Source organism: Chloroflexus sp. MS-CIW-1 (assembly GCF_030444705.1).
Taxonomy (GTDB): Bacteria; Chloroflexota; Chloroflexia; order Chloroflexales; family Chloroflexaceae; genus Chloroflexus.
In genome coordinates, this window is sequence record NZ_JAUBWR010000001.1 from 1722999 (window position 1) to 1747441 (window position 24443).

19 protein-coding genes are annotated in these 24443 nt (G+C 53.6%); 5 read left to right on the forward strand and 14 right to left on the reverse strand.

The annotated features are described in order from the left end of the window. Nucleotides 1-391 precede the first annotated feature (391 nt). From QTO31_RS06900 to QTO31_RS06945, 10 genes are all read right to left on the reverse strand, one after another. Complete coding sequence (locus QTO31_RS06900) at nt 392-607, reverse strand: helix-turn-helix domain-containing protein (RefSeq protein WP_031458683.1); 216 nt, start codon at nt 605-607, stop codon at nt 392-394. A gap of 275 nt (nt 608-882) precedes the next feature. Next, on the reverse strand, nt 883-1524 hold the full coding sequence (locus tag QTO31_RS06905) for a phosphatase PAP2 family protein (RefSeq protein ID WP_301428519.1): 642 nt from the start codon (nt 1522-1524) through the stop codon (nt 883-885). An 11-nt stretch (nt 1525-1535) separates the two neighbouring features. Further along, on the reverse strand, nt 1536-2690 hold the full coding sequence (locus QTO31_RS06910; protein ID WP_301428520.1) for a glycosyltransferase family 4 protein: 1155 nt from the start codon (nt 2688-2690) through the stop codon (nt 1536-1538). 3 nt (nt 2691-2693) lie between these two features. After that, the gene (locus QTO31_RS06915; protein ID WP_301428521.1) at nt 2694-3800 is read right to left on the reverse strand and encodes a YbhN family protein; all 1107 of its coding nucleotides are present in this window, start codon (nt 3798-3800) and stop codon (nt 2694-2696) included. A 36-nt stretch (nt 3801-3836) separates the two neighbouring features. Further along, a complete protein-coding gene (locus tag QTO31_RS06920; protein ID WP_301428522.1) occupies nt 3837-4799 on the reverse strand; it encodes an NAD-dependent epimerase/dehydratase family protein in 963 nt (320 codons plus the stop codon). Next, on the reverse strand, nt 4796-6280 hold the full coding sequence (locus tag QTO31_RS06925) for an O-antigen ligase family protein (protein WP_301428523.1): 1485 nt from the start codon (nt 6278-6280) through the stop codon (nt 4796-4798). The genes QTO31_RS06920 and QTO31_RS06925 overlap by 4 nt, the downstream gene beginning before the upstream one ends. After that, the gene (locus QTO31_RS06930) at nt 6280-7779 is read right to left on the reverse strand and encodes a sugar transferase (RefSeq protein ID WP_301429447.1); all 1500 of its coding nucleotides are present in this window, start codon (nt 7777-7779) and stop codon (nt 6280-6282) included. The genes QTO31_RS06925 and QTO31_RS06930 overlap by 1 nt, the downstream gene beginning before the upstream one ends. Nucleotides 7780-7841: 62 nt before the next feature. Continuing rightward, a complete protein-coding gene (locus tag QTO31_RS06935) occupies nt 7842-7991 on the reverse strand; it encodes a hypothetical protein (RefSeq protein WP_173424543.1) in 150 nt (49 codons plus the stop codon). A 157-nt stretch (nt 7992-8148) separates the two neighbouring features. Further along, nucleotides 8149-12750, reverse strand: a complete 4602-nt coding sequence (gene gltB / locus QTO31_RS06940; RefSeq protein WP_301428524.1) for a glutamate synthase large subunit — start codon at nt 12748-12750, stop codon at nt 8149-8151. Between the two features lie 430 nt (nt 12751-13180). Then, nucleotides 13181-14041 carry a DnaJ C-terminal domain-containing protein gene (locus QTO31_RS06945; RefSeq protein ID WP_031458691.1) on the reverse strand — a complete coding sequence of 287 codons (861 nt, stop codon included), beginning with the start codon at nt 14039-14041 and terminating at the stop codon, nt 13181-13183. 776 nt (nt 14042-14817) lie between these two features. On the opposite strand from QTO31_RS06945, the gene QTO31_RS06950 reads away from it, so the two are divergent. Next, a complete protein-coding gene (locus QTO31_RS06950) occupies nt 14818-16626 on the forward strand; it encodes a 5'-nucleotidase C-terminal domain-containing protein (RefSeq protein ID WP_301428525.1) in 1809 nt (602 codons plus the stop codon). 423 nt (nt 16627-17049) lie between these two features. On the opposite strand, the gene QTO31_RS06955 is transcribed toward QTO31_RS06950, so the two are convergent. From QTO31_RS06955 to QTO31_RS06965, 3 genes are all read right to left on the reverse strand, one after another. Beyond that, nucleotides 17050-17790, reverse strand: coding sequence for a beta-ketoacyl-ACP reductase (locus QTO31_RS06955; RefSeq protein WP_031458693.1), 741 nt, complete (start codon nt 17788-17790; stop codon nt 17050-17052). Nucleotides 17791-17942: 152 nt separating this feature from the next. Further along, entirely contained in the window at nt 17943-19049 is a 1107-nt protein-coding gene (locus tag QTO31_RS06960) for a PHA/PHB synthase family protein (RefSeq protein WP_031458694.1), read from the reverse strand. Between the two features lie 12 nt (nt 19050-19061). Next, a complete protein-coding gene (locus QTO31_RS06965) occupies nt 19062-19541 on the reverse strand; it encodes a hypothetical protein (protein WP_031458695.1) in 480 nt (159 codons plus the stop codon). Between the two features lie 175 nt (nt 19542-19716). On the opposite strand from QTO31_RS06965, the gene QTO31_RS06970 reads away from it, so the two are divergent. The 3 genes from QTO31_RS06970 (at nt 19717) to QTO31_RS06980 (ending at nt 21937) form a co-directional block, all read left to right on the forward strand. Further along, entirely contained in the window at nt 19717-20016 is a 300-nt protein-coding gene (locus QTO31_RS06970) for an autorepressor SdpR family transcription factor (protein WP_031458696.1), read from the forward strand. Then, a complete protein-coding gene (locus QTO31_RS06975; RefSeq protein WP_301428526.1) occupies nt 20009-20659 on the forward strand; it encodes an SdpI family protein in 651 nt (216 codons plus the stop codon). The genes QTO31_RS06970 and QTO31_RS06975 overlap by 8 nt, the downstream gene beginning before the upstream one ends. A 333-nt stretch (nt 20660-20992) precedes the next feature. Continuing rightward, nucleotides 20993-21937 carry a CPBP family intramembrane glutamic endopeptidase gene (locus QTO31_RS06980; protein WP_301428527.1) on the forward strand — a complete coding sequence of 315 codons (945 nt, stop codon included), beginning with the start codon at nt 20993-20995 and terminating at the stop codon, nt 21935-21937. 177 nt (nt 21938-22114) lie between these two features. Here QTO31_RS06980 and QTO31_RS06985 read toward each other — a convergent pair whose 3' ends face one another. After that, a complete protein-coding gene (locus tag QTO31_RS06985) occupies nt 22115-23149 on the reverse strand; it encodes a mechanosensitive ion channel family protein (protein WP_031460566.1) in 1035 nt (344 codons plus the stop codon). A 39-nt stretch (nt 23150-23188) separates the two neighbouring features. Between QTO31_RS06985 and QTO31_RS06990 the strand changes: the two genes are divergently transcribed. Further along, on the forward strand, nt 23189-24430 hold the full coding sequence (locus QTO31_RS06990) for a DUF445 domain-containing protein (RefSeq protein WP_301428528.1): 1242 nt from the start codon (nt 23189-23191) through the stop codon (nt 24428-24430). Nucleotides 24431-24443 lie beyond the last annotated feature (13 nt).

The window sequence follows — 24443 nt, forward strand, 5'->3', positions numbered from 1 at the left end:
TACGCCGTTGTTGCCAATCTCTCAGAGTGTGATCAAAAACCTAGGTTTTTGATGTGGCTCGACCCTGGCAATGGGCAGGGGAACGTAGGCAGGTAACGCATGCGTCTCCGCGACAGTTTCCGGGCCTGTGCTGCAAAGCACGCCTGGTGTCCCTCACCTTCCCCCTTACCCCCTTCCGCTCCTCCACAGGGCGAGGGAGGGGAAGGTACGGCGCGGGAGCGAACGAATGTGGGCGCCCCCTAACGCAATGGTCGCACCCGTATGGTATGCGCTCGATGAGCAATCCAGGTTTCTGATCACCCTCTCAGTGTTGTGAGGACCAGTGTTGGCGGGCAACGCCATCAATCATTAGCAGTATCTTCCCGGTATTATGTAAGTTTGCATAAGTATTTCAGCCGCGATGTTCTTCGTTGATGCGTGTCGTCTCGAGCATTTGCAAAATGCTGGTACCACGAATAAACACACGACGGAGGCCTGCCGGTCGGCTGGCTGCCAACTGACCGCTACTGATCAGCCGTTTTACGGTACTTAGACTTACCCCTAGCAGACGGGCAACCTCTTCGCGTGAATAGACTGCATCGGGGTTGATTCCTTCACGGCGTGCCATTGGCGCTCCTTCTGATGTTTACTCTTACCATCGTGAAGTGTAGCACAATGAAACAACTTGTAGTTGGCGACTGCATGTTGGGCTATCTAGCTACGCTGGCGTTTCGCTTATACCCCTCTTGCACCATCGCGCCATTTGACACACTACCACGAGGAGTGTAGATGAGACGGGAGGAGATTCCAACGTTACTCTTTCCTACAGCGGGGCGTAAATAATGTCAGATAGCCGTGCCACGAACCAGTAGCTGATAGACAAGAAGTGCTCTGGCAATGAAGCTAAATCAGTCCAAAGAGTCGATAGACAACTAATACACACACTACCGCCAGACTGATACCGGCAATGACCTGCATCAGGGTGTGGTTGCGGGTGCGTAATCGCGCCCATCCCAACACAATAGCTGCCGCCCAACACACGCCACCAAGCGCGGGCAGGTAAATGCTTGCCAGCGTAGCACACGAGCCGATACTGGCCGAGTGAATGCTAATTTTCCAGAAGAGGTTGATCAGAAACGAAAGGAAATTCATCACCGCAACTGATACAAGCATGGCTAGCAGCGGTAATGGGGCGTGCAGTGCCCAGAGAATGACTGTGCCAATCAAGACATTGACCATTCCAAACAGGTACAGTTCGTTGCGTTGAGTGCGCACTGAAATGTCATCGTCGCTATAAGCCCCCTGCTGCAAGCGAATATTGAAAAAGATGGTTGGCGGCACGACGTGGAGCAGGGCGCAGAGGAGTGACCACCACAGGCCATGGATACAGTTATCGTTACCAAGTACCCCAACGATGAAAATACTTACGATGCCGAGTGGTACTGGGTGTAATATCTGTGAAATCCGGCGGGCGATAGCGTATCCTCGCCCTGGTATTGCGCCTCGACTCAGTGCTTCGGCGGTCAGATCGTTCGATTGCATCATATACATAACCCTCAGCGAGCCTGCTTTATTGTTACAAGCTCACGATAAATAGCGACAAGCGTTTGGCCAGCTTGCTCCCAGCGGAACAATGCTGCCTGTTGTGGGCCGGCGGTGCGTAGTGGCATCGGGTTGCTCAGCGCAGTACGGATGCCAGCAGCAATATCCTCTGGATCGAGTGGATCGACGAATACGGCAGCCGATCCGGTCACTTCAGGTAAGCTCGAAACTTTCGTTGTCACTACCGGTGTTCCACAGGCAAGTGCTTCAAGAACCGGGAAGCCAAATCCTTCGTATAGCGATGGATATACGAAGGCTCTAGCTAAATTATACAATGCCGGTAAATCTTCATCAGCAACAAAGTCGAGGAAGTGAACACGGTCACGCAAATGGCATTGTTCAACGGTGGCAAAAATGTCGTCGTAGAGCCAGCCGCGCTTTCCGGCAATCAGCAGGTGCAGGTCGGGATGTTCTGATTGCAGCAGCGTAAAAGCTTGTAACAGTCGTACCAGGTTCTTGCGTGGTTCGAGCGTGCCGACGAAGAGCAAAAAATGTTCGGGTAAGCCCAGGCGTTGACGAACCGCCTGTGCCTCGGCTGTTGGTATGGGGCGAAAGCGCGTATCAACTGCCGGGTAGAGTAAGCGGATGCGCCGGTTGGGAATGCCGTACAGACGACCAAGATCGCTAGCCGTTGCTTTTGAGTCAACAACGATCAGATCGGCCCGTTGGAGTGATCGTGGGACGGCGGTACTCAGGTAGCGACGGAGCTTTGGCTCGGCGCAGCCTGGTTCGACCAGAAAGGTCAGATCGTGGATGGTAAGAAGGGTACGTGCCCGGGTCGGTGGTAATACGAAATCGGGGGCATGCACCACATCGAGCGGTCCGATCAGCCATTCAATCCGAAGTGGTAAACGTACACGTTGCCAGAGAATGGTCAGGAGTCGTGGAGTGATCGGGAGCGGTCGTAATCTGATATTGTGATACGTGGCTGCGAGTTGTTGCGCGTAGTGAACAAATGGTCCTTGCTGATCAAGACCGGTAGCCGCATAGAAGAGCTGAAATGAGAGTTCGGGATCAGACTGAGCGGCTGCACGGACCAATTCACGAGTATACCGCCCTATTCCGGCGCCCTGCCAGATGCCCGCTGTATAATCGACACCGATGCGCATGGCTTATTTTCGTCGGCTAAACAGGTAGAGGATGAAGCCAAAAATCACGATGCTCCAAAAGTTGATCAGTCGGTCTAGCAGCGTAACAGCACTGCCTAAACTAGCCGCGATCCCAAACAGTGTCAACACGACCGTAATCGTTCCTTCTACCACCCCCAATCCAGCCGGTGTAATGGGCAGTGCGGTCAGCAGCGATGAGGCCAGGGCGACAAAGATGATCGCAGCCAGGGTTAAGTTGAGGCCGGTATGATCGAGTGACTGAATGACAAACCAGAGCCGAAATCCTTCGAGGGTCCAGATTGCAGCGGTGAGCACAAACAGCCGCGGTAAGATGGCAGGGGTAAACGATGTCAGAGCCGAGTGCTCGAAGTTACCGTACACGCGGTGCAGACGACGCGGAATGAACCAACGGATTTGCGGGCCAAGCCAGCGCATACCGATCAGCCCGCCGATAATAATGACAACAAGCAAACCGCCGAATCCGAAGACGATCTGCGTGCCTTCAGGCATATGAGGGCCAAACGTGAGAAAGCCAGAAAGGACGAGTAAGCTGAACAGACCGATCATGTCGAGCAAGCGTTCGGCAAAAATCGTCCCAAACGTCGCCGAAAACGAAACATTGCCATTATGTTTCAATAAATAGCCGCGGTACGCATCACCTAATTTTGCCGGCACGATACAGTTCGCGAACCACGAAAGATAGATATATTCGATCAGCGCGGGCAATGACGCCCACGAATGGCGGCCACGCTCTACCAGTACGCCAGCATTGATCAAGAGCATGCGCCAACGGAGTGCACGTAGCGGGAAGGTGAGGTAAAAGACGATCAAACCAGTACCGAGCAGCCACGGATTGGCCGAGCGCATATACTGCCAGGTCGCTGCTAGGTCAATATCGAGGCTGCGCACCGCAAAGATAATGATAGCAATAGCGATGCCGAAGGAGATTAATGTTCGTGGCTGGCGCAGACGCTGACCAAGCGAAAACGTTTCTCGATCACCATCATGCTTTCTACTATCTTCAGGTGTTCCGGAGACCGGTGTTGGTTGATCGCTCATAGTCAGGTTAGCCTTCCCGAACCTGTCAGGCGTTTCGTTCACTTCTGACATAATCGTACTCGATGGTACCACACATGTGCAACCCGATCAGGCGTCCTGTGCGCATTCCATGCAATACCACTCCCAAAACCGGCTTAGCCCCTCTTCAATAGCGACGGTTGGCGAAAAGCCGAGAAGTTGGTGAGCTTTCGTTGTATCGGCATAGGTGATCGGTGGTTCGGTGGCCGGTAATGGCTTGATCTCGATCCGGGCCGGATAGCCGGTAATCTGTTCAAGCAGCGTGACAAAATGACACATTTCGACCGGTTGTGAGTGGCCAAGATTGAATATTTCGTAGGCATGCGGTCGGTCAAGTGCATGAATAACACCACTGATAATGTCATCGATGTAAGTGTAGTCACGGAAGAGCTTTTCGCCACCATTGAACAGCGTAATGGGCTGACCGCGCACCATGCGTTCGACAAACAGGTACGGGGTCATATCAGGGCGGCCTCGGGGTCCATAGACGGTAAAAAAGCGCACGACGCTGGTTGGCACCCCGTACAGGCTATGAAAGGTATAGGCCAGCACTTCGGCTGCTTTTTTCGTTGCAGCATACGGTGACAGAGGTCGGTCGGTCGTGTCATCTTCGCGAAACGGGACGCGATTGGTCTTACCGTACACCGATGACGTTGACGCCAGGATCAGATTTTCAACTCCAGCGCGCCAGGCCTGATCAAGAATGACCAGGCTCCCACCGATATTCACGGCTTCGTAGAGCTGTGGATTGGCGATTGAGGGGCGGGGGCCGGGCATTGCTGCCAGGTGAACGACAAACCGTGGTCGATAACGGGCAAAGATCATTGCTACCGTATCGGCGTCGCGGATGTCACCTTCGATGAGGGTAAATCCAGGTTGTTGCATCGCCCCCATGAGGTTGCGACGCTTACGGTGAGGGCTGTAGTAATCGGTGAAATTATCCAGACCGATTACCTGCTCACCACGTGCCAGTAAGCGATCAACCAGATGGCTTCCGATAAAACCGGCCGCACCGGTGATGAGATACGTCATAACTCCTCTTTGGGTTTTGGTAGTATGGTGTTGCCCGTATCAAGTGTTGCCAGCAAAGCGATCACAACACCGAATTGAATACCCATATTTAAGACGTGCAAATTCTCAAAGAGATTGTGACCGTTCAGTGCACCCACTACACCTGTTCCACCAAGGATGATTCCGCGGATCAATGCATGATGCGTTTGTTGTGCTGCTCGGATGATACAATACCAGATGCTGCCGATAAAGCCCCAATATGCGCTGAGACCGATAAAACCACTCTCGGCGGCGATGTGCAGGTAGTAGTTGTGGGCATGACCTCGAGAATGATACCATGGCTTGATCCAGGTCGGGGTTGATCCACTGTAGGTCGGGCGCTCGTAGGCGATACTAAAATTGCCAGGCCCAATCCCCAAGAGTGGTCGTTCCTGGAGCATCCGCCATGCCGCATGCAGGTGAGCCATCCGTTCGACAATGGCGAAGTTTGAGGGTGTAATTTCAACATGACGGGGATCGAATAGGCGCAAATTATCGGTGATTGACGTAATGCGATTGCTCAATGCTGGTGGCAGAATCCCACTTTGCAGCAACAGAATGCTACTTATGCTTATCAGCAATACGGTTATTCCGGTGCGGATAACCATCGTGCGGCCGTAGCGTCCGGCAAAGACGATAGCCGTTATCAGCCCACCGATCAGGGCACCGAGCCATCCACCGCGTGAAAAACTCGTGAGTAGTCCGCCAAGCAGGCTGCCGGCGGCAATACCGAGTGCACAAAGGATAGGCCAAAATTGCGAAGGGCGGGGGCGGGTTTCAATCAGAGCCACGATCAGCCCGACCGCCAGTGGCCATGCCTGATTCATGTAGCCGGCAAACGAATTGGGTTGCCCGATAGTACCGTATGCCCGTACTCTGCCCCCAGCGATGGCAAAGCTTTCAGGCCCGATTCCGGTGAGAAACTGTCCAATACCAATCAGTGCCGTGATGCCAGGCGCGACCAGTAAACAGGTGATCAATACCTTCCGACGCCAGGATATGCGCGATGGGTCTTGAAGCACCCAAACAGTTGCCGTATAGATCAGCAGTACCGTTGTCCAACGCAGCGTCTCTTTTAAGGCTTCGCTCCGACTCAGTGGTGTTGTAGCCGCCGAGAGCGCCAGCATCCAGATAAAGATCACCAGCGCAATACCAGGAGGTTTCAGGGCAGGCCAGGGTTGGCTGAGCTGCCTGAACAGACTCAGCAGCACCACGATCAAACAGGCCTGCGTGACACTCAGCCCGCCAGGGAGCGTGACTAATTGCTGAAAGGGAACAGAGAGGACGGCCAGTGCAACAGGCCAGACCGGATCACAGATTGCTAATCCCAGAGCGGTAATACTCAGCAGCCAGCTCGCTGCCACCAGCGGCGGGGTGAAGGCGAGGAGCAGACCTGCTAACCCCGCGCCGATCAGCCATATCCATCGTTGATCTGCTCGATACGCTATCGAAAACAACTGCATTACCAGGCACCACGACCGGACAGAATCGCCGGAATGACCATCATCAAAATGCGGAAATCGAGACTTAATGACCAGTTCTCAGCATAGTAAATATCAAGCCGCACCTGCTCGTCAAAGGAGATTTCACTACGTCCCAGCGCCTGGGGAAGGCAGGCCAGCCCCGGAAGCACTGCCAGTCGGCGATGATGCCATGGTTCGTAGCGAGCCACCTCTTCCGGTAACGCAGGTCGTGGGCCGATCAGACTCATATCACCACGAAGAACATTATACAGTTGCGGTAGTTCATCAAGGCTGGTGCGCCGTAGCCAGCGCCCGATCCGCGTTACCCGTGGATCGGCGCGTATCTTGAACAAGGGGCCATCAGCTTCATTGTAGTGAAGCAATTCCTTGCGCCGCTGTTCAGCATCCGGCACCATCGTGCGAAACTTGTAGCAGGTAAATAGTTTACCGTGTTTGCCAACCCGTTGCTGGCGAAAGATAATTGGATGCCCAGAGTCAAACCAGATCAGAAACGCAATAATAATTGCTAGCGGAATCGTGATCGGTAAACTGATCAACACAGCTAACAGATCGAAGATTCGTTTTAGGGCCAGGTTCAGGCCTTGAAGTTGAACCGCTTTTGGTTGGAGCAGGGGGATACCGCTCAAGTGCATAATGTCAACGCGGTCGAAGCTGAGCTGGTATATGTCGGGGGCTATCTGATATTCAACGTCGAGTTGCTGGCAGCGGGCGGCCAATTCGGGTAATCGTTCGTATTCCCAAAATGGTAGGGCAATGATGACATGTTGAATGTCCTGTTGGAGGACGACGGTTTCAAAATCGTCGAGATCACCGAGGTATTGAAAGACACGTGCTCGATTACCGGCAATAATTGGCTGATCGCTTAGATAGCCAACAAGCGTATAACCGATACCCGGTGAAGCAGTCAGTGATTGCATGACCAACTGACCGAGACCAGTGCCCCCTACCACCAGTACTCGTTCACGGCCAAGACCACGAGACCAAAACCAGTGACGGATGCCAATGAGCAACAGACGCCAGCTCAACAACAAGCCGATGATGGTGATGGCAGCAAACGCAAAGATTAAGCGAGAGTAGAAGAAAGGCCGGTACAGAAAGACCACCACCATCAGCAGTGCGATCATTGTAATCACACTCCCGGCGATGGCAGTGGTCTCGTCGAGCAGGGTCATGCGACGGCTGGGACGATAAAATCCGCTGCCGATAAAGCGTAAACTCAGGATGGCCTGAAGAATGAAGACAATCGGTAGAAACGCACTGAAGGGAACCAGGTTCTCAGTAGCAACTTCGGCGATAATCCGATCAAATGGCACCGGCCAGCTTACCTGATAGCGCAGCAGGTATGCTATGCCGAAACCGGCAAAGATGAGCATCTGATCGATCAAAAACATACCGACGGCCGTCCAACGCTGCTTGCGGCGCAAACGTTGTCGGCTCGTTCGTGACGCACGCTCTGATGCTGGTGGATGTTCAATCATGCGCAAGTCTGTCTGCCTGTTTAACCATCAACAATGACATACCTGGTTCCCAGTGCAACTATTTACGGTGAGGTAATGTCATGATGATAGGGGTGAGAGTCTCGTGCCGGATCACGATGATTGGCGACTGACCGGCGATGTTCGATGTAGAGCATAATACCTGGCGAGGCTGCAATAAGTAGCATGAGAGCAATCAGGCTTATCCAGAGCATACGCGGCTCTTCTCCCTCTTCTGTTCTTTCCACACAATTGTGACTGCGCATCATGACGCAGCGCTCTATCTTACCATAATCTGCCGGTCTTGTAAGCTGATAAAAAGCTGATAGACGGGACAGCTTTTCTGTCCCGTCTATCGTTAGTGATGGTGGATTATGCCGCACGAGCAGCCGCAGGCTCTTCGGTACCTTCGGCAGCAGCCTCGATTTGAGCTACCGCGTCGCGTGGTTTGACCTTCAGGAAACAGGTACGGTAGTGATCCCAGCGGGCCAGAATTTCACTACCGCGTGGGCTTTTTGTCAGTGCAACATGGCGGCGGATCAACTCACGTACCCGTTTTTCATCCCGGTCGCTGAGCGGTCGAAGCTCGACCAGTTGTGGATTGTAGCGCTGGGCAAACGTACCTGCTTCATCGAGCACATAGGCTACACCGCCAGTCATACCAGCGCCGAAGTTGCGTCCGGTTGGGCCGAGCACAACAACGACCCCGCCGGTCATATACTCGCAGCTGTGGTCGCCAACGCCTTCGACGACGGCCGTTGCGCCGGAATTTCGCACGGCAAAGCGCTCTCCTACCCGACCAGCGGCATAGAATTCACCACCGGTAGCGCCGTAGAGCAGAGTATTCCCAGCGATCACGTTCTCGTGCCAGACGTATTGGGCCTCGGGCGATGGTGCGATAGTGATCAGTCCGCCTGCCATCCCCTTTCCGACATAGTCGTTGGCATCGCCGATGAGGTGGAGCGAGACGCCAGGAGCGTTGAATGCCCCAAAGCTCTGCCCAGCATGGCCGTAGAAGGTGATGGTGATGGTATCGGGTGGTAGTCCTTTATCGCCGTAGAGCTGCCCGATTGCACCGGCCAATCGTGCGCCGACCGAACGGTCACAATTGTTAATCGTGTAGCGGAGCCGTACCGGGCCACTAGCCGCTAATGCGTCGGCAGCGTCGATCATAATCTGATCGTTCAAACTCTGCTCAGGTGGAAGTGCGTTGGGTTTTCCGCCGTGGCGAATAGGACCTTTGCCAATCAACGCTGCTGCACCGAGAACAGGTGTCATATCGAGTGCATCAGCCGCTTCAATGTTAGTCTTGCGCTGACGGAGCAGGTCTGTCCGACCAACAGCCTCGTCAAGTGATCGCAGCCCAAGGCCGGCCAGAATCTCGCGAACTTCCTGAGCCAGGTATCGGAAGAAGGCCATCACCATCTCTGGTTTGCCGGGGAATTTTGCCCGCAGATCACTGCGCTGGGTGGCAATACCAACCGGACAAGTATTATTGTGACAGGCACGGGCCATAATACATCCCTCGGCGACCAGTGCTGCGGTACCGAAAGAGAACTCATCGGCGCCAAGGAGAGCTGCTACAACTACATCACGGCCTGTCTTCAACCCACCATCAGCCCGGAGCCGGACTCGCTCGCGGAGACCATTCATGATGAGTGTCTGTTGGGTTTCAGCCAGACCTAATTCCCATGGGATACCGGCATTCTTAATGCTGCTCAACGGTGATGCGCCGGTGCCTCCGGCATGACCACTGATCAGAATAGTGTCGGCATATCCTTTGGCTACACCGGCAGCAATGGTGCCGACGCCGGATGTCGCTACCAGCTTGACTGAAACGCGAGCGTTGGGATTGACCTGCTTGAGGTCATAGATCAGTTGTGCCAGGTCTTCGATACTGTAAATGTCGTGATGGGGTGGTGGGCTAATCAGCGCCACGCCGGGCACCGTATGGCGAATCCGGGCAATCTCTTCATTGACCTTATGGCCGGGCAACTGACCACCTTCACCTGGTTTGGCGCCCTGCGCCATCTTGATCTGCAACTCACTGGCACTGGCCAGATACGCCGGCGTTACCCCAAAACGACCCGATGCCACCTGCTTGATCCGCGAATTACGTTCATCGTGGTAGCGTTCTGGTGCTTCACCACCTTCACCGCTATTTGCCATTGCACCCAGGCGGTTCATCGCGATTGACAATGTCTCGTGGGCTTCAGAGCTAGTCGAGCCATGGCTCATCGCCGCCGTCGAAAATCGCTTTACAATTGACTCAATGGGTTCCACTTCATCAATCGGTACTGGTGGGCCAGCCGGTATAAACTCTAGCAGGTCACGCGGCTCGGTTGGGGGCCGGTTGTTAACCAGATCGGCATAAGCCCGGTATGTGGCGTAGCCTTCATTACTCAGCGATGGGCCAGTGCTATCACCATTGAGCGCATGGGGGTTGCGTACCGCCTTGTGAAGCGCGTGAACCACGGCTGGGCTAAAGGCGTGGTATTCGCCATCCTTCTTGAATTTGTAGAAGCCGGGATGTGGCAGACTGACCCGACCGGTCTGGAATGCACGGGCATGGCGGACGGCCAGATCACGAGCAATACGGCTAAACGAGACACCTCCCACTCGTGATGGAGTACCGGTGAAGCATCGTTCGACGACATCGTGAGCTAACCCTAACGCCTCGAAGATTTGAGCACCACAATAACTGTCGAGGGTTGAAATGCCCATTTTCGACATAATCTTGAGCAGGCCCTTTTCTAGAGCGTGAATGTAGTGGTGCTCGGCCTCTTCGGCGAGTGCAGAGGTGCGTAGATCATCGGTATAATGGCCGACACCATGCTCGGCCCGCTGCCGCACTGCATCCCGTTCAAGAGCAATCCGGCGCACACTGAGCAGTGCCAGGTAGGGATTGATCGCCTCGGCGCCATAGCCGATCAGGGTCGCCATATGATGTACTTCGCGGGCTTCACCGGTTTCGACCAGTAGACTGACCCGCGAGCGTAGACCGGTACGGATGAGATGATGGTGAACGGCACCGGTGGCCAATAGAATTGGTAGCGCTGCGTGATCAGCGTCAAGCCCGCGATCGCTCAGAATGATAATGGCTGCCCCCTCTTGAACGGCCGTCGCTGCGTCGGCGCACACTCGATCGAGAGCCTGCAACAGACTTTCTGCATTGATGTGCTGCGCAGAGAAGAGAAGACTGATCGTTACCGAACGCAGCAGTGGATCGCTGTGCGTGCGAATTGCCGCCAACTGCGCATCTGTCAGGATGGGAGAGGTCAGTTGTAACAGATGAGCGTGTTCTGGTGTTTCGAGCAGAATTGAGCGGCGACGACCAATGCCTACACTCAACGACATGACCAACTCTTCACGCAGTGGATCGATGGGAGGATTAGTTACTTCAGCAAAACGCTGCTTGAAAAAGTGGAAGAGCGGTCGTCCCAATTCCAACTGCGAGAGTGGTGGTATCGGTGTATCATCACCCATCGAGCCAACCGGTTCGTGACCGGTCATTCCCATTGGCTTAAGGATCACATTCAGCTCTTCAGAGGTGTAACCAAACGCCATCTGTAGTGGTTGCAAATCCTCTTCGTGTTCAGCCGCCGGTGTGGGGAGATTTGAAGGTAAATAACACAAATGATCTTTAAGCCATTCGGTGTAAGGGCGACGTTGCGCCAGTAGTGCCTTGACTTCACTATCGGTGTAAATCTTTCCTGAGCTGGTCTCAACTGCCAACATCTGCCCAGGGCCGAGTTTCCCTTTACAGACAATGCGGGTTTCGGCGATAGGTACAGCACCGACCTCTGAACCTGAGACAACCAATCCATCATCGGTGACGATGTAGCGGGCCGGTCGCAAACCGTTACGGTCAAGGGCGGTGCCGACAATAGTCCCGTCGGAAAATGCCAGGGCAGCTGGGCCGTCCCACGGTTCGATCAGACAAGAGTGATACTGATAAAATGCCCGCAGATCGGGATCGATGTCAGGTACCTTTTCCCAGGCTTCGGGTACCAGCATAGCCGTTGCATGCCGAATATCTCGCCCGGCCATCACCAGTAATTCGAGCGTGTTATCTAGCATAGCCGAGTCGGAACCATTCTCGTCGATAACCGGCAGCAGTTCACTCATCGATGGCGCACCGCTGGGTAAGAAATCGTCTGGGAGGGTAATGGCTTGTTCGCGGGCACGCATCCAATTGACGTTGCCCTGCAATGTATTAATCTCACCGTTATGGGCCAGCATACGGAACGGTTGTGCCCGATCCCAGGTTGGAAAGGTGTTGGTGCTGTAGCGCTGATGATAGACGGCAATGGCGGTCGTAAAATCAGGATCGCGCAGATCGATATAAAAGTCGGCCAAGTGCGATCCGAGAAGCAGACCTTTGTATACAACGGTACGTGATGAGAATGACGGGATGTATGCCGGTAAGCTGGCCTGGCGGAAAAGCCGTTCCATCATCTTCCGGGCCAGAAAGATGGTGCGTTCAAAGGCCTGGTCATCGAGTCCTTGTGGCCGACCAACAATAATCTGGCGGATTGTTGGCATGGCTCGGCGGGCGCGTTCACCCAATACGTCGGGATCAATTGGTACTTCACGCCAGCGGAGTAGTGGTAAGTGATGCGCTGCTAATGCCTGTTCGACAAGCGAACAGGCGTTGGTACACTGGTCGGGATCGGTGGGGAGAAAAAGCATCCCCAGCGCGAGATCGGTATCGGGTACAGATACCCCAACTGCGGCTAACTCTCGACGCAGCAAACGGTATGGAAGCTGCGTCAGGACTCCAGCACCATCACCAGTGCGGGCATCGTCGGCTACGGCTCCGCGATGTTCAAGCCGACTCAAAGCTGTGAGCGCCAGCTCAAGAATATCGTGGCTGTCCCGACCATTGACGCGGGCGACAAAACCGACACCGCATGCATCGTGCTCGAAGCGCGGGTCGTACAGTTGGGCAGGGTCTCGCGCAGGAAGGTACATTGCTCGTTCCTTGGTTACTACTAATACAGCGAATCCCAAAATACAGAAATACACAAAAAGGCGCTCACCGTTCCTCAACTGCGAGGAGAAGGGTGAGCGCACTCTCGTTCTTTACATTAGAGTAAGATGATACCATTCACCGGGTAACGGTGACGGAATAGTGGCTACAGAGCCGTGCTTAATTTACTTAATGATGTGATTCGGATACTCTTAGAAATGTGTCACACAACGCCGTTGGGTGTGATCACCATTTCGATGGATCGCGTCAAACATCACTGTTGTAGTGGAATTATTATCCAGCATTCTACAGCATCTTGGGCAAGTGTGTCAAGTAATTTTGTACGAAAGTACCAACTGTTTCGCAATACGTTAAGGCATGAATAGAGATCGAACTGATCTACTTGTTGCAGGCTGTAGTGTGGTGAGGTACCTACATTCCGGTAAGACGTTGTAATTCCTCGACAAGCTTACGGGCTTGTGGTGAGAGGTTCGTTGGTAAAACAGCACTCACGGTCACGTACAGATCACCGAAGTGAGAACTGTGCATTGACGGCATGCCCTGCCCTGAAATGCGGAACACTTGCCCATTCTGCGTTTGGGGTGGAATGGTCAACCTCAGAGTTTTACCCGATAGCAACGCAATCGTTGTTTGACCGCCGAGGAGCAAAGTGTACATACTTACCGGCACCGTCGTGTATAGATCGTTTCCTTTGCGTTCAAAGCGGTCGTGGGGTTTTACTGTTACCACCAGATACAGATCACCACGGCGACCACCGTTTAGGCCAGGGGCGCCTTCGCCAGGAACACGCACGCGCTTGCCGGTATCGATCCCGGCTGGGATTTTGACCGTAATCGTTCGCGGTGTGCCGTTAGGGTTAGAAAATTGCAATGTGCGTTGCGTACCGGTATACGCTTCTTCCAGGGTTAGCTCAACCGATTGTTCAACATCCTGGCCGTCGAGCTTGACCGAAAAGCCGCTACCGGCTGTTCGCCGTTGACCGAATAACGTTTCAAACAGATCGGCAAAATCTTGACTCCCATAATTGAAGCCGCCGAAGCCGGTTTGCTCGTACCGTCGAAAGTCGCTGCCAAAGCGGTCATATTTGGCGCGCTGCTCTTTGTCGGATAACACCTGATAGGCTTCGTTGATCTCCTTGAAGCGCGCTTCGGCCTTGGGATCGCCTGGATTGACGTCAGGGTGATACTTGCGGGCCAGTCGTCGGTAGGCCTGCTTTATCTCTTCATCGCTGGCGTTGCGATTTACCCCCAATACCTGGTAATAATCCTTCATAGATATGCCCCGCGTCGTGTAGAAGCAGAAGCGCAGGATACCGATGCCTCGCGAAAGAGGTTATTTTTGATTGTAGAGAGCGTTATCTGGATCGTCAAGGCTGACTGTGTTAGATATGTGTATGAACTTTCTTTGCCGGTTAGCGACTACGGTCGTGTGCCAGGTAGAGGGGAGAGAAGAGTGAGTGGAAGAGCTGAAACCATCCGCACCATGTGAAGAAGTGCGCTGCTTTTTTCTCAACAGTGGGGTGGCAACCAGAGCATTGTCGATACGCCGATGATGTTCATTCCGACATTGACCAGGATAGGGTAGAGGACGGTGCTGCTTTGTGGCGGATTCATCGCCTTATTCCTACAACTGGTGCGCAAATGTGGTCTAGGATAGTGGAATATGACACTTTTTTTCGGATGACTCACGATCTGGAAACGCAGCGATATTGAGTGAACTTCAGCTTCCCAACACAAGATTTTCTAGATAGGCTCTTGGTGTAAAGATGCAAAGCAAAGCAGTTGCATCATGCAACCGAGGGCAGCACCAGTTTACAGGAATTATTTGTTAAGTAGTGTTAAGTGAACATTAAGTATTCTTAGAAAGAAAAAATAGCTTCTTATTACTTGCAAGAATCGCCAACTTACGGTACTATGCGTATGCCCATTTTCGTTCACCATCGGCTTGCACCTTGAGGTTTGCACGTCCTGCTTGACCGACCTGACTATCGGTTGGGTCACAGGAGATCGTTGTGGTCGTTCACGCATTGAAATGGAGATGAAACCATTATGGAGAAGATCTCACGTCGGCGGTTTCTCAAAGGGACGATTGCGCTAGGAGCGGGTGCATTGCTGTCGATGTACAGCGATGGCAGCTTTCGGTTGGCGTTAGCGCAAGAGAATCCCGTCTTACGCATGCGGATTTTGCACACCAATGATCATCATGCCCGGATTGAACCGGTCTTCAGTGGCAACAATCCGGTTCATGGCGGAGTCTCGCGTCGCAAGGCGTTGATCGACAAGATTCGTCGTGAGACAGCGCTGCCAACCTTACTGGTCGATGCTGGCGATGTGTTTCAGGGGACGCTCTACTTCAATCAGTATAACGGGATGGCCGACCTCGAGTTCTACAACGCGATGGGTTACGAGGCCATGGCGATCGGGAATCATGAATTTGACAAGGGGCCACAGGCATTAGCAGATTTTATTACTCGGGCCAAATTTCCCGTGTTGAGTGCTAATATCACGGTTGCGGCTGGAAATCCGCTTGCCGGGCTTATTAAGCCACGCACAATTATCGAGAAAGACGGCAAGAAGATCGGTATCTTTAGTCTGACGCCTGAAGATACTGGGGTACTTTCAAATGCCGGTTCGGGCATAACCTTTACCTCTGCCATTGAAGCTGCACGTCAGCAAGTGGCGGCTTTAAAGGCAGAGGGTGCATTCACAATTATTGCCTTGACCCACGTAGGCATCAACGTTGATCGCCAGATCGCTCGCGAAGTCGGTGGTATGAGCATGATTATCGGTGGTCACTCACATACGCCTATGCGGCCGATGAATAAGGTAGACTTCCCGCCGTATCCTGAGTTGATTGCAGGCCCAGATGGAAAACCAGTCGTAGTCGTCACGGACTGGGAATGGGGCCGCTGGCTGGGTGATATTACGGTTGCCTTCAATGCTGCCGGTACAGTGATTGACCTTCAGGGTAATCCAACCGAGGTTCTACCATCATTACCAGCCGATCAGGGGTTCGAGAACCGGATTGCTGTGTTCCGTGGTCCAATCGATCAGCTTCGTGCCCGGGTCGTTGGGTCGACTGCGGTTGACCTCGATGGTAGTCGCACCAATATCCGATCGCGTGAGACCAATCTGGGTAATCTGGTCGCCGAGGCTATGCTGGCGAAAGCTCGCAATTCAGGCGCGACGATAGCGATTACTAACGGTGGTGGGATTCGAGCTTCGATTCCGGCTGGCCCGGTTACCGTTGGCCAGATATTGGAAGTATTGCCCTTCGGCAATACACTGGCACTGGTTACACTCACAGGCGCACAGGTTGTTGAAGCACTGAACAACGGCGTGAGCCAGGTTGAGAGTGGGGCTGGGCGGTTCCCGCAGGTGGCCGGTTTGCGTTTCACTTACGATCCGTCGCTACCAGCAAGTAGTCGAGTGACCAGTGTCACGGTAGGCGGGGCAGCTATTGATCCCAACGCCGATTATGTGGTGGTAACGAATAACTTTATGCTGACCGGTGGTGATGGCTACAGTGTCTTCACTCGTGGACGTAACCAGGTCGATACTGGCTTCATTCTATCTGATGTGGTAGAGGAATATATTGCTGCGAACTCGCCGGTCAATCCGGTGGTTGATGGCCGGATCGCGATTGGCGCTGCGCCAGCGACAACGCCGGCTCAGCCAAGTGTGCCAACACCGGCAACACTGCCTGCTACCGGTGGTGCCTTAACGCCGCTGGCCTGGCTGGCTGGGTTGGGTGCAGCAGCGCTGGCCGGTGGTGCAGCATTGCAACGCACGGCGCGTAATTCACCAGAGGAAGCAAGCAACCCGACAGAGGAGGTTGCTGAGGAAGCAGTACACTAAGGGTCTATCTGAAACTTCCTGGCCGGATGCGGCACTGCCGCGTCCGGCCATTGGGGTACGCTCGTGAGGAAAAGGCGTTGTCTTGCCCCACCAGGCTACTTCACCCGCATCAGGCTAATCGTCCATCATATTTCAGCTTTAGATACAGTACAGGGAATACGCACCCACAAGAAAAGAGCGGGTGTGGCACCCGCCCTGCCAGCATACGGTGGCGGGTAACGCAGGCGTCTCTTCGAGACAATAGAAATGGGTAGCGGGTTCAGCGCCGGTGCTGCGGAGCACGCCTGGCGCCCCTCACCTTCCCCCTGGCCCCCCTTCCCTCTCCCCTTGTGGGAGAGGGAAGGGGGAGGATGGTTGGCGCCTTCTCACGCAATGCTCGCACGGGTACGGTACGTGCCCAATGAGGAATCTGGATTTAGGCTCTTACAGATCAAGACCACCATCGACCGGTAATACTTCACCGGTAATGAAGCTGGACTCATCAGAGGCGAGGAAGAGATAAGCGTAAGCCATATCTTCAGCCGTGCCTAGGCGACGGAGCGGAGTGCGATTCTTGAACTCATCAAGCACCTTTTCAGGGACGTGAGCAATCATCTCGGTCTGGGTAAAACCAGGGGCAACCGCATTTACCCGAATCCCGCTCGGCCCAAATTCACGCGCCCATGTCTTGGTCATTCCGATCACACCGGCTTTTGATGCAACATAATTGGTCTGACCAAAATTACCGTTGAAGGCCACGATAGACGCCGCATTAATAATTGAACCACCGCCGTTCTCGATCATAATCGGTGCCACATACTTAGTGCAGAGCCAGACCCCCTTCAGATTAACATTGATCACCGCATCAAACTGTTCTTCAGTCATTTTAATCATGCGGGCGTCGCGTGTGATGCCGGCATTGTTCACTAAGACATCGATTTTACCGGCCCATTCAACCACCGCTTTCACCATAGCTTCAACCGATGCCGCTTGCCCGACATTCACGGTGAACGCTTTCGCATCGCCGCCGGCTGCCACAATATCATTGGCTGTTTTGGTGGCTGCTTCCTCATTAATATCGGCGACCGCAACCTTTGCCCCCTGCTGACCAAAAAGCAACGCGGTCGCCCGACCGATTCCCTGGCCGGCGCCGGTGATCAAAGCTACCTTTCCGCTGAGTCGCATGGGTTTCTCCTTTACTCAAACAACACACAGCCGATCCGACGACTTCCATCTGTCGGCTCACCAGAACATAAGACGATACAAAGCCGAGCATCGTCTCAAGAGAGGACATCGACGATGCTCACGGCTGTACCGGCAAATTGAAAAGGGGAATGTCAGTTGCTACGTTCGCTCAACCAGGCTTCAATCTGCGGCCAGGCGCGTTTGCTGGCGCCGCTACCGACCATAATCCCGATATGGCCACCTTTCAACTCGATCAGCTTCTTATCTTTGCTACCGACTCGATCCATAATCGAACGCGACTGACAGTTAGGCACAATGTGGTCTTTGTCGGCGATCACATTCAGGAGATTCGCCTTAATGTTTGACACATCAACCACACGGCCTTCCATCATTAACTTGTTTTCCATCAGCCGGTTTTCACGGAAAAACTCGATGACCCACTGACGGAATGCAGCGCCCGGGAAGTCAACATTGTCGGTGACCCATGTATTCATCGCCAGCCAGGCCTCGACCACTGCCGGATTATCGAGATTATCCCACAGCTTGAGGTAGGTACCGATGTAATTCTCGACCGGCTTCAACATCTTATTGCCATATTCGATAATGGCTGCCGGTACGTTGCCAAACTGGCGTACCAGTTCATCGACGTTATAGTACTCGGTGTTGAGCCAGCGGCTAAACGTGCTACCCTCTTTGTCACTGAAATCAAGTGGAGCAGTGAGCAAAACCAGGTTCCGCAGGCCGTCATCAGGGCGCATTGCAGCGTAGATCGTAACGATGGTAGCGCCGATACACCAGCCAAGCATCGAGAATTCACGTTTGCCGCTGTGGCGCTGCATCGCACGGACGGCGCGGGGTAAGAACTTCAGGGAAAAGTCTTCAAAGTCGTAGTGGGCATCCTCGGGGCCGGGTGTGCCCCAATCGAGGAGATAGACCTCGTAGCCATGCTGGAGCATGTACTCGACAAAGCTGTTCCCTGGGCGCAGATCGAAGATGTATGGTCGGTTGATTAAGGCAAAGACGAGCAAAAGAGGAACCGGCTTGCGTTGTTCGGGTGGTACCTGCGGATAATAGTGGTAGAGACGCATTTTATTCAGCGCCCAGATCTGCTCTTTTGGCGTTTGACCGACCGCAACCCGAATGCGGTTTGTTGCCAGACGGGCAGCCATATCGCTGCTTTTCGTAGTACGCTCAATCTCTTTCAGCAACTGCTCGGTCATCCGCTCGAGATCGATTGGCGCGGCATCAGAACTTGTCATGATTAGACACTCCTACTCTTTCTCTTCTGTCGTCGCCTTACGCGGCCGATTAGCAGCACGAACGGCAGAAAGGGACGTCAGTTGCTCTTCGATCACCTGGAGGCGCTCGCCGATCATAGTGAGATCAGGGGCCGGCTGCGTCTCGGAACTGGTCAGTTTGCGAACCAGGTCGGTCAACTCATCGAGTTGGGCCTGCATATCATCGAGGCGAAACTCGATGTTGGTCAGGCGGCTGGCTAAGGTCACGACCTCATTACGCGAGGGTAACTGGGCCTGGGCCAGATACCGCTCCATGTACTGCTGCACTGCCTGTTGTACCGGACCTGATACTGCCAACAGGGCATCGAGCTGCGCACCGATAGCCTGCGAAAACGTCTCGGTGTTCACCAGTGCAGTCATACTCTTTGCCCACGCATCGAGTGTGGCATCACGCCATGCCCGCCATGTTCCGATTGGATCATTCGGATCAAAGCCATTCGGAGGCTGAGTCATTGCCAATCTCCTTTGACGACACGCCATCAAGGCGCGTTAAAGCACGAAATTCTGCATTTAGCGTAGTGGATGTAGTTACAGCATGGTTACATATAGTATACAACCATCTTGACAAAGCACAGTAAAGCTCTCTATACTTGCAGTTGAGAAGATTTAGAAATTTGTCTAAATATCTATGGAACAGGCAATCACTCGTACCCTTCATGCCCTGTCGGATCCCACTCGGCGGGCGATTATTCGGATGCTTCAAGATCGTGATATGACTGCCGGAGAGATTGCGGCCCACTTTGCGATCTCGGCGCCGAGTGTCTCTCATCATCTGAACGTTCTGAAAGCCGCCGATCTGGTAACGGCTGAGCGGCATGGGCAGCGGATTGTATACCGCGTGAATGCTACCGTCTTACAAGAGGTGCTTCACGGTCTTATGGAAGTGTTGCGCATTGGCATCGAGCGAAAGGGGGACGGGCATGCGTAGTCTACGATTCATGATGGTCGTAGTGGTTCTGATGTGGGTGTTTGGCTTTGCTATGCTGCCACTCATTCCCGATCCGGCGCCTATTCATTGGAATGCAGCCGGTGAGGTGGATGGGTATGGAAGCCCGTGGATCGCTGCCCTGGCGCCAGCGCTAGGGGCGACCATTATTGCAGTGTTGGCACCACTCTTGCCACGGATCGACCCACGTGGACAGGGGTATGTTGCTTTTTCTCGCACCTACGCATTGATAATGAATAGCCTTGTCCTGTTTCTGGCGGCGCTACAGATAATTACGGTAGGAGCAGCGGTTGGTTGGTCGTTCAGCGTGCCACGTCTCCTCAGCATCGGGATGGCTCTCTTCATGGTGGTGTTAGGGAACGAGTTGGGAAGGGTGACTCCGAATTACTTTGTTGGTATTCGCACACCATGGACACTCGCTGATGATGAGGTCTGGCGCAAGACGCATCGAGTTGGCACCCGAATCATCGTTGGCAGCGGATTGCTGGCAATGCTGGTCAGTTTCTTCATCGCTGAGGACTGGCTGTTTATTACCGTTCTTCTACTGATCATCCTGCCAGTTTTGTCTACGATCCCTTATTCGTATATTGTCTGGCGGCAGGTGAAGCATCGGCAAGTTGGCTGAAGGATCAAGCTCGGTCAACCGAGGTGTTGTTTGCAGAAAGGTCTTGTGATACGAGAACATATCGGGTAAATCGTAGAGTGGTTTTCCACGTTTTCAGTGCTTGGGCTGCGTGCGAAGTCTACCCCAGAGCGGATACTGAGGGAGCGGGCGATGCCCCCTGTGCATCGCAAACTACGCTGGCCCCTGGCCCGTGCTTTCGGAAAACCGTAGGGCATTGGGAGTGCGGTCAGCAAATGTGCGATGTTCGTCGGGGTCTCTCTGTTGTTGAACTGTTCGGTTATCGAATGTGAATGCGATCCGCAGACGCAAGGTTGTTGCAAGAAAGGAGACATAATGAGCACACTCAATTGGCGCGGTGTAAGCTGGTTTGTTGGTTTGGCCGCAGGGTTGGGGTGGCTCTGTTGTGCACCGTTGTGGATCAGCGGCGCCGGTCTGCAACATCCACTGGCGCCTTTGCTTATGATCCTGATGATGTTTACGCCCGCGCTGGCAACCCTGATCGTCACTCGTTGGATCAGTCCACCGCCGGAGGGCATTATCAGAGCAACTGGGCTAGTGATCGGTAGAGGTCGTCGTTGGGGATGGTACTGGCTATTTGCATGGACAGTACCGGCACTGGTCATGCTCGTCTCACCGTTTGTCAGTGCGCTGCTAGGCGTGTACGATCTCGATCTGTCGTTGTCGCGCTTGCGGGAAGTGTTGAAGGCAGCAGGTATCGATACCCTGGACAACGGATCGTTATGGACGATTTTGGTCAGCCAACTTCTGATTGCCCTGATCATCGGTCCACTCTTGAATGCTATTCCCGTCTTCGGGGAAGAATGGGGCTGGCGTGGGTATCTGTTACCTAACCTGCTACCGCTTGGTCAATGGCCGGCACTGATCATCAGTGGCGTGATCTGGGGGCTATGGCACGCACCGATCATTTTGCTGGGATACAACTACCCGACAAATCCGGGATTGGGTGTCATTATGATGACGGTATTTTGCGTATTGGTTGGCATCTTGCTCGGCTGGACGCGATTGGCGACAGGGAGTGTCTGGCCGGCAGTGATCGGTCATGGCAGTTTGAACGCCTTTGGAGGTGTGATCGTGCTCTTTGCCCGTGCCAGTTCAACGGTTGATACCATCTGGGCGACTGCTCTTGGTCTTACCGGCTGGCCGCTGTGGTTGATCATCATTGCGCTACTGGTCCTGATGCGTCGCCTACCGGTTGCCGATTCACCTGACACCCATCAATCATTTGTAGCGCCGGAGGTGTTGATGGTCAAGCAGTAGGTTAAGAGCCGATCTGGAATACCCTGTTGCAGAAGAAGATCAGTTGGGGCGCAGCGCCGCTGCGTCCGTACATCTATTATCAGGTTTCATCCGTGCAAAACTCACCACTGCAAGAATAGACAAAATTCGCTGAATTCTCTGCACATGCTCTGTGGTGAAGGCCTTTTGCAGGGAACGTTAACTATTCCCCGATAACAACTTTACCCCCTCATCCAACCGTACACGTTGGGTTGGCGGAGCAATTCCTTCGGCCTGGAAGCGTGTGTGCAGCCGCTTGATCATTTCATGGCGCAACAGGAACTGATCGGTGAACGATTGAGCACGTAAGACAACGGTAAAGCGGATGCCGGACGCATCAATACCGTTGAAGCGAATCAGCGGCTCAAATGTGTTTATAGCACCGGTCGTTGCTGCCAGAACTTCACGGGCAACATCCAGCACAATGGTTTCAATACGATGTAGATCGGCATCGGGGCCAACCATACTGTCAACCAGGACTGCGAGTTCAGGTTCAGGACGACTGAAGTTGGTTACAATCTGTGAGATCATCTGGGCGTTGGGGATGATGATGATGTTATTCGCCAACTGCCGAAGATAGGTGTCAGACCAGCGAATATCAGTTACAAAGCCCTCTTCTCCCGACGCCAGTCGGATGTAGTCGCCGGGGCGAACGCGGTTTGATACGATGATCTGGACACCGGCAAAAAAGTTGGCCAGTGGTTCACGGAGGGCGAGCGTCAGGCCGAGACTCGAACCGGCGATCACGGTTAACACCGGACTGATGGGGAATCCATAGCTGATTAGCAGTGTTCCCCCAATAGCCAGTGCGCTCAAGCCGCGCAAGAGATTCTGGATCAACGAGACGTTTCCGATCTGTCGATGGCGAAAATAGCTATCGACAAGATTGGTCAGTAGCCGCACAATGAAGATAGCTATCGCGAGATTACCAGCTATGGTAAGGGTAGGTTGCCAGGCGGTGAGCAGATCAGGGCTGAACAGTGTACCACCGAACTGGTAGATGCAGAGTACGATTGCCCAGAAGGTAAATTGACCACTACTGGCAATAGCAATAGCTTCGCCGACGATAGCATTCCGGGCGTTAGCTCGGCGCCGAACCCACGGACGTAACAGCCAATCGAGGACGAGGCTTAGGGCCAGGATTGCGATGGTAAAGATGATAGTTTCGGTAAAATTGGTAGTATTGGTCATCATACGGAGATTATATCCTACTCTGAGAGGAGCAGAATCAACGTGGAAGACGAACAACAACGTATCATCAATTTACGGCGCATGCAACGCCTTGCGACCGGTTTACTGGTCGCAGCAGGCGTGCTCTTTGTCTTAACGAGTATCTTTCGCGATGTCGCGCCGTGGGTACCGTTTGTGCGGGCCTTTGCCGAAGCGGCAATGGTGGGTGCGTTTGCAGATTGGTTTGCGGTTACGGCCCTCTTTCGTCATCCGCTTGGTATACCGATTCCACATACTGCGATTATTCCAAACCGAAAATCGCAGATCGCCGTCGGTTTTGGTCGTTTCATTGAACATAATTTTCTCGATCCTGATCAGATCACCACGCGGATACGGAGCCAGAATCTGGTCAAGCGCCTAGCAAAGTGGCTCCGCAGCCCTGAACGGGCGAATCAGATCGCCGATGCGGTGACGGAGATCATTCGCGGCATCTTGAACGTGATCGATGACGATGAGGTGAGTCGGGCGTTGAGCCGCGGTCTCAATCAGCGTTTGGAGACAATACGGGCAGCGCCGCTGGTAGGACGGTTCCTTGGGATATTGCTGGCCGGTGATCGGCAGCGTGATGCTCTGGTGCAGTTGATCAATCTGCTGGCCGAGGTCATCGCCACAAACGAGAACGAAATTCGACGACGAATCGCCCGCGAATTGCCACCATGGGTACCACGGATTGTCGATCGGCGAATCTACGAGCGGTTATTGGAAGGAGTTCAGCGGTTATTAGACGAGTTACGCGGTAATCCTGACCATCCAGTTTACCATCAGTTTGCTGGTCTCATTGACCGTTGGATCGTCGATTTACAGTTTGATCCGCAGATGCAGCAGCAGATCAACGGATTGAAACACGAATTGATAAACCATCCGGTGGCACAGGAATTGGTGCGAATGAGCTGGCGCGATCTGAAGCTCACCCTCTTGGAACAAAGTGTTACTTCATCGTCATCACTGCACCGTTCAATCGTCGTTGCAGTTGAGCGTTTTGCCGACGTGATCGAAGATAACAACGAATGGTACGAAAAGATAGAAAACTGGATGACAGCGGTGGTTGTAGCGTTGGTCAGTCGCTACCGGCACGTCATTGGCGAGTTTGTGACCCAGGTTGTCAATAGTTGGGATACGCAGATGACGACGCGCAAAATCGAGTTGCAGTTCGGTCGCGATCTGCAATTTATCCGTATTAATGGTACCATTGTGGGTGGGTTAGTCGGTCTCATTATTCATAGTGTCTCTCTTCTCTTTACCTGAGTGAGCGACGCTG

Bases quoted from the DNA above. Each gene is read 5' to 3' on its own strand.
- QTO31_RS06910 (WP_301428520.1), bottom strand. From the start codon at position 2,690: ATGCGCATCGGTGTCGATTATACAGCGGGCATCTGGCAGGGCGCCGGA.
- QTO31_RS06955 (WP_031458693.1), bottom strand. From the start codon at position 17,790: ATGCGACTCAGCGGAAAGGTAGCTTTGATCACCGGCGCCGGCCAGGGA.
- gltB (WP_301428524.1), bottom strand. From the start codon at position 12,750: ATGTACCTTCCTGCGCGAGACCCTGCCCAACTGTACGACCCGCGCTTC.
- QTO31_RS06965 (WP_031458695.1), bottom strand. From the start codon at position 19,541: ATGACTCAGCCTCCGAATGGCTTTGATCCGAATGATCCAATCGGAACA.
- QTO31_RS06980 (WP_301428527.1), top strand. From the start codon at position 20,993: ATGAGCACACTCAATTGGCGCGGTGTAAGCTGGTTTGTTGGTTTGGCC.
- QTO31_RS06960 (WP_031458694.1), bottom strand. From the start codon at position 19,049: ATGACAAGTTCTGATGCCGCGCCAATCGATCTCGAGCGGATGACCGAG.
- QTO31_RS06945 (WP_031458691.1), bottom strand. From the start codon at position 14,041: ATGAAGGATTATTACCAGGTATTGGGGGTAAATCGCAACGCCAGCGAT.
- QTO31_RS06985 (WP_031460566.1), bottom strand. From the start codon at position 23,149: ATGATGACCAATACTACCAATTTTACCGAAACTATCATCTTTACCATC.
- QTO31_RS06950 (WP_301428525.1), top strand. From the start codon at position 14,818: ATGGAGAAGATCTCACGTCGGCGGTTTCTCAAAGGGACGATTGCGCTA.
- QTO31_RS06900 (WP_031458683.1), bottom strand. From the start codon at position 607: ATGGCACGCCGTGAAGGAATCAACCCCGATGCAGTCTATTCACGCGAA.
- QTO31_RS06930 (WP_301429447.1), bottom strand. From the start codon at position 7,779: ATGATTGAACATCCACCAGCATCAGAGCGTGCGTCACGAACGAGCCGA.
- QTO31_RS06920 (WP_301428522.1), bottom strand. From the start codon at position 4,799: ATGACGTATCTCATCACCGGTGCGGCCGGTTTTATCGGAAGCCATCTG.
- QTO31_RS06915 (WP_301428521.1), bottom strand. From the start codon at position 3,800: ATGTCAGAAGTGAACGAAACGCCTGACAGGTTCGGGAAGGCTAACCTG.
- QTO31_RS06925 (WP_301428523.1), bottom strand. From the start codon at position 6,280: ATGCAGTTGTTTTCGATAGCGTATCGAGCAGATCAACGATGGATATGG.
- QTO31_RS06935 (WP_173424543.1), bottom strand. From the start codon at position 7,991: ATGCTCTGGATAAGCCTGATTGCTCTCATGCTACTTATTGCAGCCTCG.
- QTO31_RS06970 (WP_031458696.1), top strand. From the start codon at position 19,717: ATGGAACAGGCAATCACTCGTACCCTTCATGCCCTGTCGGATCCCACT.
- QTO31_RS06975 (WP_301428526.1), top strand. From the start codon at position 20,009: ATGCGTAGTCTACGATTCATGATGGTCGTAGTGGTTCTGATGTGGGTG.
- QTO31_RS06905 (WP_301428519.1), bottom strand. From the start codon at position 1,524: ATGATGCAATCGAACGATCTGACCGCCGAAGCACTGAGTCGAGGCGCA.